Below are 14,871 nucleotides of genomic sequence, written 5' to 3' on the forward strand. Positions count from 1 at the left end.
AGTGCTCAGTACTATGCTAATGGTTTAAAGTATTGCGTTGAAGGTTAAAGCATTTATGTCATTTGAATTTATAAACACCCATTTAGATGAACGCAAAGCACAGCAGCTATTGCGTAAACGCTATGTAGTACAAAGCGCAACAGCGCGCACTATTACGGTTAATGATAAAACCTACCTTAACTTTGCGAGTAACGATTATTTAGGGTTTGGCGATTCGCCGGTGGAATTAACCAGCGCGCCATTACTCGGTAGCCACAGTTCAGCATTAGTGACGGGTTATCAACAACCACAGCAAGCGCTTGAGCAAGCTTTATGTAGTGCTTTGGGTTATGAAGCAGGCATGTTGTTTAATTCGGGCTTTAGCGCAAATAGCAGTGTGATTAAAGCCTTGTTTCAAGATAAAGCGACAGCGCAACACAGTGCGATTTTTCAAGATAAACTCAATCACGCCAGTTTAATTGATGGCGCATTACACGCCAACGCCGCGTTAATACGCTTTAACCATAACGATATAAACCATTTACGCTCACGGCTAGAAAAATCAAAAGCGCGCAATAAGCTCATTGTGTCTGAGGGTGTGTTCTCCATGGATGGTGATACCGCGCCAATTAAAGCGCTATTTACCTTAGCAAAGCAGCATAACGCCTGGCTAATGATAGACGATGCCCATGGTTTTGGTGCTTTAGGAAAATCGGGGCTAGGCAGTTGTGAAGCCTTAATTGCAGCCGACACCTTGCCCGATATTTTAGTGATCACCTTTGGTAAAGCGGTTGCTAGTAGTGGGGCGTGCGTATTAGGTTCGCAGCATTTTATAGATTACATGCTGCAGTTTAATCGTGATTATACCTACTCAACCGCTATGTCACCGTTTATTGCCGCTCATACTTTGGCGCGTATTAAAAGCATAAGAGACGCCAACGACAAGCGAGCTAAATTAAACGCTAATATTGCGCTGTTTAAACGCCTAGCAAAAGAGCAGCACATTGCGTTAATGAATTCTAATACCGCGATTCAGCCAATTGTTTTAGGCTGCGCCGAGCAAACGTTAAAAGCCAGTGAGCAACTAAAGCAGCAGGGCATTTGGCTAACGGCTATTCGCCCGCCAACTGTTTTACACAATACCTCGCGTTTGCGTATTACCTTAAGTGCAGCCCACACCCATGACGATATAAAACAACTCGTTGGTAGCTTACAAAAGGTCATTTCATGATAAGCCCGCAGGCAATTAAAACTAAGCCACTTAGCCCTACAACTGTGTGTTTAGCTGCTCAGGTTTTAAAAAAAACAACAGCGCATAACTTTTCAAAGGCAGCAAACAGTTACAGCCAGCATGCCAATGTGCAAAAACAAGCGGCAAATGATTTATTTAAACTCATTAGTGCAAACCCTAATAAGCTCTGTGTTGACCTAGGCGCAGGGCCGCTTGTTAATACTCAGGCTTTAAGGACATTATTTGGCCAAGTTGTTGCCATAGATTTGAGTTTTAACATGCTAAAAAGCAGTAATTTAAACACCCCAAAACTGTGCGCCGACATGGATAACTTACCGCTGCAAGCTAACAGTATTGACGTGCTATTTAGTAATTTTGCGCTGCAGTGGTCTGCTAATTTAGAAGCCTTAATGCACTCGCTTTACCAAGCATTAAAACCAGGCGGGCAAGCCTATATTAGTACGGTTGTTGCAGGGTCATTAAACGAGATCAAAACCGCCTTTGCAGTGCTTGATTCACATAATCATATTAATCAGTTTGCAAGCCATAATAATATAAACCAATCGGTTGAAAAGGCCGGGTTTAAGATCAACGCATCAAAAAAAGTCATCTATACCGATCAGCACAGCAGTGCATTAGCGGCTATAAAATCGATTAAAGCCATTGGTGCCACCACACAAAATCATGCAACAAGTCGTCGTGGTTTATTAACCAAATCAGCGCTGCAAAAAGTATGTGATGCCTATCCGATTATAAACAATAAAGCCCATGTATCTTACCATGTGGTATTGTTATCATTAGAAAAAGCCCAGTAAAAATAATAAGGCCATGCCATGAACCAGTTTTTTATTACCGGTACCGATACCGACGCCGGTAAAACTCATGTAACCAGTTTGCTGTTAAAGTTACTCGCGCAACATAAAAAGCGCGCAATAGGTTTTAAGCCGATTGCCTCTGGGTGTGAAATGGCGTTTGAGCAGCTCGTAAACGCAGATGCACTAATGCTAATGGAAAGTGCCACAGTCAGTGCTAAATACGACATAATTAACCCATTTGCATTTGCGCCGCCAATAGCTCCGCACATTGCTGCAGAGCAAGCGGGACTAAACATAACAGTAGAAAAGCTCAGCACGGCTTATCAACATGTTAAGCAGCAAGGTGCCGATTACCTGTTAACAGAAGGCGCGGGCGGCTGGGCATTACCTATTAATAACAACGAATATTTATACGACTGGGTAAAAGCAGAGCAACTACCCGTAATATTAGTGGTGGGGATGAAACTAGGCTGTATAAATCATGCTTTACTCACTGCTGCACACATGCAAAGCTTAGGGATTAATTGTGTAGGGTGGATTGCAAACCAAGTTGATGCCACTATGGATGAATACCAAGCAAACCTAGATTCACTAAAAACACGCTTACCATTCCCGCTGCTTGCTATAAGCCCCTATACCGAGCAAACCCCTAAATTACAAATTTATAAAACCCTTCTTACTGCACTTGCTATAAATGCCTAAACTATACTGCTTTGTAATTTTATAAATATACAAAGCAGTTTATATATTAAATACACCGGTTTAATAAATATGTTTAGCGCCTTGAAATACACACCTTGTATGCATATATAACGCTAATTACACAGTGCTATTGTTACTAAGGAAATAACAAATACCATGACCCACCCATTTATTAAGAACTACGCTTATAATACGCAAGTTAAGGCCGAATCAGATCTACCAAAAAGTGCTCTGCTTAAAACCCGTGTAGGTATTTTAGGTGGGGGAATTGCAGGGGCAACAATTGCGATTCGCCTTGCGGCATTGGGCATAAAAACGACTATATTTGAGAAAAAAAAGTCACTTATTGACGGCCCTCCTATGTGTCATCTGCACGCCGGTGGTAATTTATACCGTGAAATTCCAGATCAAGACTGTATAGATTTACTTAAACAATGTATTGATATTTTACGACTATATCCTTACAGCATAGATGTACGCCCAACTGTATTTGCTGTGCCAACGCGTGATGATGATTCACCGGATGATTTACTGCCAAGGTTAAACAAGCTTACTAACGCATATAAAAACTTAATTGAACAAGATCATAATAATAAAGTTCTTGGCGAGCCTGATAATTACTATCAGCTTTATAGCCATGAGCAAATGATAACCTTGAGTAAAAAAGAGCAGGTTGCAGAGCCTAAAACACTAGATGAGTGGATGATCCCTGTTGCTAAGCACCTAAACTTAAACAAAGTAAAATACCCGCTAATTGTTGCTCAAGAATACGGGTGGAATATTTTTAGGTTATCGGCCAGCGCCCAACTTGCGCTTGCCCAGTACGAACACGCTAATGTACTTACCAGCACAGAGGTAAAGCAAGTTAGCCAAGCTGAGCAAACCAGAGCCAATAGCCAATCGCCAACCTGGAAAATTGAATACCAAAACAACCAAAGCGACTCTACGCAAACCGTAGAGGTAGACTACCTTATTAATGCCTGTGGCTTTCAAACCGGTATTGTAGATGACATGGTAGGCGTAGAGGCCAAACGTATGGTCGAATTTAAAGCCTCTTACATTACGCATTGGCAAGGCGCTGGCGGGCAAATTCCAGAAATTATTATTTATGGTAACCGTGGCACGCCAGAGGGCATGGCACAACTAACGCCGTACCCTAATGGCTATTATCAAATTCATGGTATGACCAACTCAATTACCTTGTTTAACGATGGCCTAGCCGATACCAACGAGCAAAGTGCACAGCCGCTGTTGCCAGCTAAATATTTAAATTACATAAACAATGGGTGGGATCAGCAGGTATTAAAAGCACGTAGTCAAAAAGCCATTGATTATGTAGCCGAGTTTGTTCCCGCATTTAAAAATGCCAACACGCAAAACAATGCCTTGTTTGGTGGCCAGCAAATCCCAGGAGAAGACGACACCTTGCGCGTCGCAGATGTTAGCTTATATTCGCATATTAGCTACGCACGAGCCGAAAATGTAAAAGCGTCATCTACCTTAATCGCAGCCGATGAAATAGTGGCTGAATTTACTAAACTTGGCTTAATAAGCGACGATGCGCACATAAATGAGCATCGTACACATCACCAGTGGACGTATCTTCAACAACACAACCATGCAGATATAACCAAGGTGGCACAATTACTCGCAAAAGAGCGCGGTTTTCCTACAGATATGGCAACGATTAATAATTGCATTACAAGTAGCGGAATAACCAGCAACTAATTGTTTTTATTGGCGTAACGAGATTAAATAATTGCGTTACGCCACACTTTACTCAGTTTTTAAACTCCCCAAAAAATTTATTAATAAACCTGCAAATAACCCTTGCGTTATGACATAGTTTGTCACAGAATAGCCCTAACGCTTTGACATAGTGTGTCAAAGCGTAATGATTGCTTTAACCTAATTGAATTTTATGTTCGGTGATCAAACCTATTTTTGTGAGGACAATATGAAACGTATATTTTTGTTTTTATTAACTAACCTAGCAGTTATGTTGGTATTAGGTGTAGTGCTTTCAATAATAATGAGCGCGCTGGGTTTGAGCCATCGTAGCCTTGGCGGAATATTGCTTATAGCCTCTGTATTTGGCTTTGGTGGCTCGTTTATTTCGTTATTTATGTCTAAGTGGATTGCTAAAAAATCAACGGGCGCACAGGTAATTACTCAACCGCGCAATGAAACCGAGCACTGGCTTGTCCAAACTGTATCAGCACAAGCTCAAAAAGCAGGTATTAAAATGCCTGAAGTAGCAATTTACGACAGCCCAGAAATGAACGCCTTTGCAACTGGCCCAAGTAAAAACAACTCGCTGGTGGCGGTTAGCACAGGTTTATTACACAACATGACCCAAGAGCAAGCCGAGGCAGTGCTTGCCCACGAAGTATCGCACGTGGCTAATGGTGACATGGTAACACTAACGCTTATTCAAGGCGTGGTTAATACCTTTGTTATTTTTGCCGCAAAAGTGCTGGCGGGCATTGTAGATAATTTTATAAATAGCGATGAAGAAGAGGGCGGCAGCAGCTGGACTTACTTCTTATTCGATATGTTATTCCAAATATTATTTGGCGTACTGGCAAGCATAGTGGTTGCCCATTACAGCCGCAAACGTGAGTTTGCAGCCGACAACGGTGCAGCTCAGTTGGTAGGCGCAGACAAAATGCGTTCAGCCCTTGAGCGATTAAAGCAAAACCACCCATCGCAATTAGAAGGCTCAATGATGGCCTTTGGTATCGCAAGTGGTAAAGGCATGGCTGAGTTGTTTTCATCTCACCCACCGCTTGATGCACGTATAGACGCACTTCGTCGTTAAAAAATTCAAGTTTTTCACAGTACTTGTAAACAAAAAGCCTGCACTTGCAGGCTTTTTTATTTTTAATGTTTTTTATTGCGATTGAATAATGTCAGCAATGCCCTCTGGCGAGAGTATTTCAATCCAGTAACCATCAGGGTCTTTAATAAAGGCAAGGCCTTTCATTGAGCCGCCATCTGGCTGTTTTACAAACTCCACATCGTATTTAGCAAAGCGCTCACAGGCAGCGTAAACATCGGGCACGCTAATACCAATATGGCCAAAGCCTTTTGGTTCTTCATTACCACTGTGATAACCGCTAAAGCTGTCGTCGTTTTCAGTTCCCCAATTATGGGTAAGCTCAATCAGCGCAGGGCGGCGAAACACCCACTGTGTTTTTTGTTTATCATCGCCTTTTGGCATATCTTGCTCATAGCCTAAAAAGTACAAAGTAAACTCCATACCAGGAAAGTCGTACTTTCCTAATAGTTTCATGCCCAATACGTTTTCATAAAATGCCAGTGACGGTTTTGGATCTTTAATACGCAACATGGTTTGCTGCATCACAAAGCCCTCAGTGGCCTGTGCAATTTGCTCTGGAGATTCGTTATAGCTAGACATGAGATAATCCTTAATAAAATGACTGAAAAAACCTTAATGGATTTAAAAAGGCAGGGTATACGCTCATCATAATAAACAGCAGCAAAAATTAAAACCACCTTGCTAAATTGTTGGGTGCTTTGTAAGCAGAAAATGGCATATTTATGGGTACTGTATATTTATACAGTTTGTGGCATTTTGTCCAATATTACTGATCTCTACCATTTTGGTATATTTGTGCATTTATGAAGTATGAGCCGAAGTTAACTAGTTGTTTACAGGTGTTTATTTGAGGGCTAAGATAAATTCTATGTAATATATGGACATTTGTCGGTTTATAAAACGACAAATGTCGTAGACAAAGTTGTTAAGTTTCTAAGTAGGTGAACGTGGATAGTTGTCCAAATAAAGAAATATTCAATTCCTTATCATCCTCATTCGATAGAATTGATGAAGCTGCATGGTTCATTCGATTAATGGAAGAAAACTACCATGAAGCTGATAAATTTAGGTGGTCTTTAAACTCTTTTTTGAGAGCATTAAAAGAAATCATGCAATTGGTCACCATGGAAGTTCAAGGTGATAAAGGGCTTAAAAAAGTGGTCACTGCTAAGAAGGCAGAATTATCCAAAGATCCTTTAATATCTTTCCTTTATAAACAGCGTGACATAATTGTACATAAATCTATGTTAAAGCCTGCAAGCAAGGCTGGTGTTGGATTTACTCGTGGTAGAGGTATGAAATTGGGTTTAGGTTTTCCTATTGACCCGCTCAGTGATAGCGAAATAGGAATTAAAAAGTATATTAATTACGCAGCTAAAGATGTTGATTTCCTCGGTATTTTATATACCGAAGAAGATGGAGGTGGCGAATATACATGTGTGCAGCGAGAATGGAAATTGGAGCAATTTCCTGACGATGAAATCACTGCACTAGCAGCATCTGCTTGGGAGAAAGTCACACAAGCATTTTTTGATGTAGCTGGGGAAATGGGAGCCAAATTAGTAAAACCAACTTTTACACTAGGCAACCCAAACCATGTGCAATTTGAAATATATACTCCTGAATGGGTGAAAAATGAATTAGAACATGCAAAAAAATGGCATGCTGAAAACGAAACTTAACAAGTTGCTTAAACGGACAAAAAACAGTTGGCTTTTGCTCGTTCCTCGCTAATTTTAGCCAACTATTTTATTGCCGCTTAGCAAAGCGTTATGTTTACAAGGAAATTCGGCGTATGTTTAAAAAGCTATTTATATTATCGATATTGGTGTCATTATTCGGTTGTCAAAGTACCAATAATTCGAGTGGAGATAATGTAAATATTTACGGAGTTATATTTGCAGTTAAAGTAGATAAAGACGGTAAATTATCAAATCTACGCTTTTCAAAAGCAACTAACCCAATAAAAAATATCGATATTAATTTTCAGCCACCTTCTAACTATGTTAAAAAAGTGGAAGCTAAATTAGCTAAGCGCCAATTCGAAGTACCTAAAGATGGTGCGGATTTAAATAAAGAATCATTTATCCCATGTTTCTACGTTAAATCAAATCCATCTGACATAAAGTGCTACGGTGATGAGTAAACATAACAAGAAAATAAACAAGGACTTAAAACAGTTGGCTTTTGCTCCTTCGTCGCTTATTTTAGCCAACAAAAAACCAAATGGGGTCAAATCTTGACTTCAGACATCAATACATGCAGCAATCTTATAAGCTGCTTTTAAAATGCTGGTGACTCACTAGCTAATTAATCTTTGTGTTAAATTAAGGAAAAGGATTTTTAATGGAAGGTATTAATTATGAAAGGTATTAAACGTATTTGGTTTTGGTTTACGCTAGTTGTGTGCCCATTTTTAATTATTTTAGGTGTGGCTACCTTTGCACAGTTATTAGGGATGTACATGTATTCTGAGCAATTTAGTTTTTCGTCTCTATCTAGCTTTAAAATTGCTTTTATGTGTGGCGGGATTTGTGCGTTTTCTGTATTTTTTAAGCACATCAAAAGAGGCAAAAATACGCTTTGTGCAAAACGAGCCACTTAATATGTGATAATACCGTTGTTAAAGTGGACTATCCAAGGTTTGCTTGTTTTTTCTGTCTCTCGACAAACTAATATTCGGTTTTTAAAAGCTATTATGCAGCAAGGAGTAGTATACACATGGATTTTAAAGTTGATTTTTCTTCTTATTCTTTGGATGACCTTTACTCGTCAGCTAAATTGATTGATCGTGAATCGTATCCAGAAAGAGCAAGAGAAATTGATGAATTAATTCGTCAAAAACAAACTGAACCATCTCTACAAAGTAAGCACATAAAACAGGTAGGAGAAAAAGCTTCTAGATCAGTACGGTTACTCGCTGCGCTTATTGATGGTTTTTTTGCCATGATAGCTATTATTGTGCTCATATACTTTATTGGTTTTGATTTATTCAAAAACCCGACATTGATGTCACTGTTTGGTTCTTTTTTGTATGGCCTGTTTTTTACCGTTGCTTTGCATGGTTATTTTCTTCACTTTTATGGCCAAACAATCGGTAAACACTTTATGTCAATTCGCATCGAAAACTTAGATGGCACTAAAGCTAGTTTTGCAACTATATATTTTAAACGTATGCTGCCAATGCAACTTATGGGCTTAATTCCGGCAATAGGTCAGTTAATAGTGGGCTTTATTAACCCCATGTTTATATTTGGTAAAGAAAAACGATGCCTGCATGACTATATAGCTAAAACAAAAGTGAGCTACACAAATAGATAGCAATTTTTTCTTTTTAATAGTTTTTAAAGATTTACTTAAATAGTACCAAGTTTTAGCTACGACTTTAGAGAGGAAAATGTACTGTATAAACCCCCTAAATTTAATGCTTAAGTGATTTATAAAATGCCTATTGGTTAATTTTATCAAATTTTGTACCCTTTTTGTTTACATTTTAATTTCATATGCTAATTTTTAAATGCTCAGTTGAGCGAATAATAATCAAATTTAAGGATTGAAAATGAAAAATGTATTAAAAGCGCTATTAATTTCTGGTGCTGCGCTAACAGCAAATTCTGTTTTTGCAACTGATCTAGTATGCGATGTATATCCTAATGGCTCAGGTGGAAACTCAATGAACGGAAGATCTAATTGTTTTACCATAGACTTTAGTTTTGGTAATGAAACAACAGGGAAGTACTATTTACAGAATATTTCAAAACCTATTAACAAAGTAATTTGGCAAGGCGATGCATCTTGCACAGGTGGTACATCGTGCAATATGAATGTAAGAGCTTACAGAAGCTATAGTGCATCTGCTTTAATTTTATATAAAGATGGAACGTATGAAACGACAAATATGTCTCGTATGAGTTATGAAACAGGGCATTAGTAATCATCGCTCGAAATAGAAAACAATATAGATCAGTATTTATTGTTTGAATGCATATAGCGGCTTAGTTTTAGTCGCTATTTTTTTACAGGATTAAGCGTTACTCAGTCAGAAATAAGGAAATACTATGAAACAGATAATGTTGATGTCGTTTATGTGTTTGCTAATTAGTTGTTCGAGTTTAGCAACCAATAGCAAAGAGTTAAGTAAATCTGAGCAGAATGAAAAATTTATTACTCTTGTCAGTCACGCTAAAACCTATGATCTCTCCCATGTTTGGGATGAAAGCTCTCCCATAGCATCTGTTAACCCAAAATACTCAATGACACTTAATGCAACTCATGCCGATACACGGGGTACATTTGGTGATAACGGACAACTCTCATTCGCATCAGAAATAATGCAATGGAGTGGTCATCATGGAGGTCCTACTATTGATGCGTTAGGTCATATTGGTCGAGACGGTTTATTGTATGGTGGAGTAAATGCTGCGCAAGCGACTAATGATCGCGAAGGAATAGGGCGCAGCGGTGTAGGGGCTGAGCTGGCTATTGATCATTACCCTGTTAGCTTATTGAGTAACCGAACTGTATTGCTTGATGTGGCACGCTTTATTAATGGTGACGAAACCCCATTGGGAGCGGGTTTTGATGTAACGGCTTCACATTTAAAAATGACAGCAAAATCACAAGGGGTAAAAATTAAAAAGGGTGATACCGTTTTTATTAGAACTGGATGGGGGCAATATTTCAGTGATAACCCACAGCTATACATTGCTGATAATGCCGCAGGTGTTGGTTTAAGTGGTACACAATTTTTAATTAAGGCTGGCGCAAGTGTTGTAGGTAATGACACCCTAACATTTGAAAAGCGCCCCCCCATTGCTACAGATCCTTCATTTCAGGTTTTTCCGGTACATATGATGTTATTAGCAGATAACGGCATTTATATAATAGAAAACTTGTTCCTTGAGGAGCTAGCAAAAGAAAAAATCTATGAGTTTATTGCCATTGTGCCGCCACTTAAAATTCGCGGTGGTACAGGATCAGCATTACGAGTCTTTGCGCTTACAAGTGACTAATAATTAAATAAAAAAATGGGGTTAATGGTGGTGGCTGTGTATGCATAGATTGTTTAGCGTTTTTTTTGAAATAAGTAACATACACAAAGGTTATTTGTGTTTTTCTTTACAGAATATAAAAATATTATCTGTAAAATTAAAAATAATAAAGTAGGCGACTCAAGGATGAACAAAGGATTATTAAAATCGTGGAATGACGAGAAAGGCTTTGGCTTTATTAAATCAACTACACTGCTGCACGATACCTTTATACACATTTCATCGCTCAAACATATGAGCCGTAAACCCAAAGTGGGCGACATTATCTACTTTGAGGTTGCGACTGAGCCTAACGGTAAAACTAAAGCTGTAAATTGCCGTATTGAGGGCGTACTCGCACAACCACACATAAAAACTTCATCCAGGCCGGTTAGAATAAGCAAAACCTCAGGTAAAAACTCACCGTTAATGAAACTTATAACGCTTGGTATTATTTTTAGTATTGGTTTTAGTGTGTATAAAATCGGTTTTTTAAATACCAAGCAAACACCTGTAGTGACTAATGCTAACTTAGAGTCATTTATGCCTGCGAGTTCAAACTCAATTACTAAAACACCACCAACATTTCGTTGTGATGGCCGACAACATTGTAGCCAAATGACCTCCTATGCAGAGGCATTATTTTTTATTCAACATTGCCCAAATACCAAAATGGACGGGGATAAAGATGGCGAGCCTTGTGAACGGCAGTTTGGAAATAGATAGTTTTTATATTGGGGTTATTAATAAACTAAAAATTAGTTGATACCTGTTAAGTGGAATACGATTTTTAGTAATACAGTTATAAATAGCTGGTGGATTAAAGCCATTTATCATGGAGGTTGTTATGTTTAAAGTAATAATTGGGTGTGCTGTGATATTTTCGTTTGTTTGTATGTTACTAGCCGCCGCACCTTTTACGCCTGCGATATCAGGATCATTTATTATGCTTTTATTTGCTGGGGCTATTGGTTACAAGGGCTATTTGCAATCAAGTTTGATACTGCTGTTAATTAATACGCTGGCAGTTATTGGCAGCCCAGCTATAAATATAGAAAACACCGAAACATTACTGTTTTTACCAATATTATTTTTAATCTCATTTGGTGGTGTTTTATTAGGCGTAAGAAAGTTAACTTTAAAACACGTTTTGTAGACGAGAGTTTTGCCCACGTTTGAGGTAAAGCTTTTTGTTATTAAGCAATAAGGTGTAGCAGCGCTTTGCTCCCTTTGTGAAGATAGCCTTTCACATTGTTTGTTTCCTCTAAAAGCAAAGCGTCTGTTATTTCTCCTTGTGAATAAAGCCCTTAAATAGCTATTACAAACTTAAAGTTAAAGCGCTTCAAAAATGGCTGCAATGCCTTGCCCGCCACCAATACACATTGTGACTAGCCCATATTTGCCTTGAATTCGTTTGAGTTCGTACAAGCATTTAGTTGATAAAATTGCACCTGTTGCGCCTACAGGGTGCCCTAACGCAATGGCGCCGCCATTCGGGTTTACTTTATGGGCAGGGAAATTTAACTCGTTTGCAACGCACAGAGCTTGTACTGCAAAGGCCTCGTTAGACTCAATTACATCCATATCGTCAATGGTTAAGCCGGTTTTTTCAAATACCTGTTGTACTGCAGGAATAGGGCCGATACCCATTAAAGTAGGATCAACGCCTGCTCTGGCATAACCCACTAAACGAGCGAGCGGTTTTAAGCCTTGTTCATTGGCTTTTTGCTCTGACATAAGAACCAACATGGCTGCACCATCGTTTATACCGGATGAGCTTGCTGCGGTAACGGTGCCATCTTTTTTAAAGTAGGGCTTTAAAGTGGCAAGTTTTTCGGCTGTGGTATCGGCGCGAACGTGTTCGTCGGTGTCAAAAAGGTACGACCCTTTTCGCGACTTGATTTCTATTGGGAGGATTTGCTGTTTAAAATGGCCCGAGGCAATCGCTTTTGCGGCTTTATGATGACTGTTTGCTGTGTACTCGTCTTGCTGCTGACGGCTAATTGAATATTTTTCTGCGATGTTTTCAGCAGTTATTCCCATCGGGTTATTATCCCATGGGTCTTGTAAGGTCGTGGTGAGCTCATCGACCATAGTGCTATTGCCCATTTTTTGCCCCCAGCGGTTACTTTCGAGGGTATAGGCAGAGCTACTCATGCTTTCAGCTCCGCCAGCAAGGGCTGCATCTACATCACCTAATTGAATTTGTTGTGCCGCTTGAATAATGGCTTCAAGGCCAGAGCCACATAAGCGATTAAGCGTTACAGCGTGGCTGCTTATAGGCAACCCAGCATCGAGACCAATGACTCTTGAAAGGTATGCGTCTTTAGGGCCGTTATGAATAACTTTGCCTACCACACATGAACCTACTTGGTTAGGAGATAGTTTAGACCGATTTAGGGCTTCTTTAGCGCACAAAGTGCCAAGCTCAGCTGGGCTAAAATCTTTGAGGCTGCCACCAAAGCTGCCGATAGCGGTACGAACCGCACTGAGTATTACTACGCTGTTGTTTGTATTTTTTGTCATTGTGTTCTCTTATTATTTTTATAATCACTTTGTGCTGGTGTATGTTTAATAGACTAATGCGATTAATAGTTTTATTAATGCATCAAAGCATAATTTCTCAATAAACTAAAGGCGAGGTTGGTTCAGCTGTATATGTATTTTAATAAAGGGAATAGTAAAGTAGGTGAGTAGTAATAATATTTTTGTTTAAATTTATGAAATAGGGCTCTCATTATGAGAGCCCACAGGTGTTTATAAATCAATCATTTCAATATTAACAACGACATTTTTAAAACCCGCATCTTCAAACTCTTTTTTTAACTTTTCTGCACTAGAGTACTCACTAGATGAAACACTTCGCTTACTTCTTTGGTTAGTGACAAGTGGGGTTTCGTCACCAAAGTAAACACTGCCCGCAAATTGGCTTTGTGCATAAAAGTGGCCTGTTAGGGTTGTTTTTTTAGGTCTTAAAACATGGCTTAAATAGTATTGCATTGTTGATAAGCTTGTTTGTTGTATCATCCAAGGCCAATCCCATTTTTTATTCTCACCTGGTATATAGCGGTGTTCCCATTGATACTCAATGCTTTTATCTTGACCTGCCCAACGGCCAATTACAAAATTAGCAGTGTCGTTAGGTCTGTTTTCTGGGTGGCTTAATAAAGCATTGCCTCCCCAACGCATAAAGCCATTTATTGATAGATCGTAGGTAATATCAGCATCGAATGCATAAGGATACGATATTGATGATTTAAACAAATCGACCTTTGCATTAAGCTGTGTGTATGCTGGTACATTGGTTCTTGCCTGTACAACTACTCGCTCAGCTTCTGAGCCGCCATTACTTGTTCCCCATGCTTGCTCCGCTGCGATTGTGACTGATAACGAAGTGTCTGATCCGCCAGTAACAGAGGGAGACCTCCATGTATTAGATAATGTTACAGACTCAGAAATACTGTAATCATTGGTTTTAGACCAGTTGGTTGCCGCATCGTATTCAATTGTAACCACTGACATTTGAGCTGCTGACGTGTCATTCACTGCAGGGACTGTTAACGTTTTTATTAGTTCTTTGTCGGCAGCAACAATATCACCTGTTATTTTATATGACTCGTTATCCATCACATATTGAAAGTTAGATACGGTAATAGCTGACTTTTCATCACATCGATAACCATCACAACTGCCACCATTGTAACCTTGTATTTTCCACCCTGAGCCCGTTTTGGTTACCTCCATGTCATCACCCACATAGCTAGAGCGATTTCCACCAACCCACGCAAATCCCATTGTATGGGCAAGGTATGAAAGGGGTTTTATAAACCCCTCTTTTTGATTCACTAAGTCCCATTCAATTTGGCTTTGACTGCCTGGCGATACTTTTACGGGACTTAATGTAGGGATCTCATTAATAGGATCGTTAGGGTAGCACCAAGAATTTGCAGCAGTCCCTTGTTTTATTTCACCTGCGTAGCCAGAACCCATAATAACCCAGCCATTAGCTAATCCCGTTATTTGCCACTTACCCATTTTGTTAGTAAGTTCATTTCTGTAGGTTTGCGCTTCAGCCTTTGTAATTAGTCTATTATCAGCTGAGCAAACTCCAGCACCTAAGCTTTCATTTTTAAGTTGATCTGGATAAATTGCAGTTGTATTAGCACTTACAAAACTTGTATGCGACAACAGCAATAGGGGTAATATTTTTTTCATTAAGTTACATCCTTTAAAATTATATTTAAATGAGGTCCTAATTAAATAATCTAATTT

At 39.2% G+C, this 14,871-nt stretch carries 16 protein-coding genes; 13 read left to right on the plus strand and 3 right to left on the minus strand.

Annotated elements, in window-relative coordinates:
- The first annotated feature begins 55 nt into the window (after positions 1–55).
- The 5 genes from N523_RS0112410 to htpX all read left to right on the plus strand — a co-directional run bounded on the left by N523_RS0112410 (position 56) and on the right by htpX (position 5,548).
- On the plus strand, positions 56–1,210 hold the full coding sequence (locus N523_RS0112410; RefSeq protein WP_028835211.1) for an aminotransferase class I/II-fold pyridoxal phosphate-dependent enzyme: 1,155 nt from the start codon (positions 56–58) through the stop codon (positions 1,208–1,210).
- The gene (locus N523_RS0112415; RefSeq protein WP_028835212.1) at positions 1,207–2,025 is read left to right on the plus strand and encodes a methyltransferase domain-containing protein; all 819 of its coding nucleotides are present in this window, start codon (positions 1,207–1,209) and stop codon (positions 2,023–2,025) included. Before N523_RS0112410 ends, N523_RS0112415 begins: the two co-directional genes overlap by 4 nt.
- An 18-nt stretch (positions 2,026–2,043) precedes the next feature.
- Entirely contained in the window at positions 2,044–2,727 is a 684-nt protein-coding gene (gene bioD / locus N523_RS0112420; protein ID WP_028835213.1) for a dethiobiotin synthase, read from the plus strand.
- Between the two features lie 156 nt (positions 2,728–2,883).
- Positions 2,884–4,455: an FAD-dependent oxidoreductase gene (locus N523_RS0112425; RefSeq protein WP_028835214.1), complete on the plus strand. Its 1,572-nt coding sequence runs from the start codon at positions 2,884–2,886 to the stop codon at positions 4,453–4,455.
- A 229-nt stretch (positions 4,456–4,684) separates the two neighbouring features.
- Positions 4,685–5,548, plus strand: a complete 864-nt coding sequence (htpX, locus tag N523_RS0112430) for a protease HtpX (RefSeq protein WP_028835215.1) — start codon at positions 4,685–4,687, stop codon at positions 5,546–5,548.
- Positions 5,549–5,620: 72 nt separating this feature from the next.
- Here the strand turns inward: htpX and gloA are convergent, their stop codons facing one another.
- Positions 5,621–6,148: a lactoylglutathione lyase gene (gloA, locus tag N523_RS0112435; RefSeq protein WP_028835216.1), complete on the minus strand. Its 528-nt coding sequence runs from the start codon at positions 6,146–6,148 to the stop codon at positions 5,621–5,623.
- A 368-nt stretch (positions 6,149–6,516) separates the two neighbouring features.
- Here gloA and N523_RS0112440 point away from each other — a divergent pair, with 368 nt between their 5' ends.
- From N523_RS0112440 to N523_RS0112475, 8 genes are all read left to right on the plus strand, one after another.
- Positions 6,517–7,251, plus strand: a complete 735-nt coding sequence (locus N523_RS0112440; RefSeq protein ID WP_016900358.1) for a hypothetical protein — start codon at positions 6,517–6,519, stop codon at positions 7,249–7,251.
- 113 nt (positions 7,252–7,364) lie between these two features.
- Positions 7,365–7,715, plus strand: coding sequence for a hypothetical protein (locus N523_RS0112445; RefSeq protein WP_013464968.1), 351 nt, complete (start codon positions 7,365–7,367; stop codon positions 7,713–7,715).
- A 216-nt stretch (positions 7,716–7,931) separates the two neighbouring features.
- On the plus strand, positions 7,932–8,174 hold the full coding sequence (locus N523_RS19065) for a hypothetical protein (RefSeq protein WP_051440324.1): 243 nt from the start codon (positions 7,932–7,934) through the stop codon (positions 8,172–8,174).
- A 116-nt stretch (positions 8,175–8,290) separates the two neighbouring features.
- Positions 8,291–8,890 (plus strand): RDD family protein, encoded by a 600-nt coding sequence (locus N523_RS0112455; RefSeq protein ID WP_028835217.1) that lies wholly within the window; start codon positions 8,291–8,293, stop codon positions 8,888–8,890.
- 238 nt (positions 8,891–9,128) lie between these two features.
- Entirely contained in the window at positions 9,129–9,500 is a 372-nt protein-coding gene (locus N523_RS0112460) for a hypothetical protein (RefSeq protein WP_028835218.1), read from the plus strand.
- Positions 9,501–9,627: 127 nt separating this feature from the next.
- A complete protein-coding gene (locus N523_RS0112465) occupies positions 9,628–10,581 on the plus strand; it encodes a cyclase family protein (RefSeq protein ID WP_028835219.1) in 954 nt (317 codons plus the stop codon).
- A gap of 165 nt (positions 10,582–10,746) precedes the next feature.
- Positions 10,747–11,325 carry an excalibur calcium-binding domain-containing protein gene (locus N523_RS0112470; protein ID WP_028835220.1) on the plus strand — a complete coding sequence of 193 codons (579 nt, stop codon included), beginning with the start codon at positions 10,747–10,749 and terminating at the stop codon, positions 11,323–11,325.
- Positions 11,326–11,446: 121 nt separating this feature from the next.
- Positions 11,447–11,755 (plus strand): DUF6419 family natural product biosynthesis protein, encoded by a 309-nt coding sequence (locus tag N523_RS0112475; protein ID WP_028835221.1) that lies wholly within the window; start codon positions 11,447–11,449, stop codon positions 11,753–11,755.
- Positions 11,756–11,931: 176 nt separating this feature from the next.
- Here N523_RS0112475 and N523_RS0112480 read toward each other — a convergent pair whose 3' ends face one another.
- Both N523_RS0112480 and N523_RS0112485 read right to left on the minus strand, forming a co-directional pair.
- The gene (locus N523_RS0112480) at positions 11,932–13,125 is read right to left on the minus strand and encodes an acetyl-CoA C-acyltransferase family protein (protein ID WP_028835222.1); all 1,194 of its coding nucleotides are present in this window, start codon (positions 13,123–13,125) and stop codon (positions 11,932–11,934) included.
- A 231-nt stretch (positions 13,126–13,356) separates the two neighbouring features.
- Positions 13,357–14,814, minus strand: a complete 1,458-nt coding sequence (locus tag N523_RS0112485; protein ID WP_028835223.1) for an aerolysin family beta-barrel pore-forming toxin — start codon at positions 14,812–14,814, stop codon at positions 13,357–13,359.
- Between the last annotated feature and the right edge of the window lie 57 nt (positions 14,815–14,871).

The sequence above is a fragment of the Pseudoalteromonas sp. 23_GOM-1509m genome, assembly GCF_000518425.1.
GTDB classification, from domain to species: Bacteria; Pseudomonadota; Gammaproteobacteria; order Enterobacterales; family Alteromonadaceae; genus Pseudoalteromonas; species Pseudoalteromonas tetraodonis.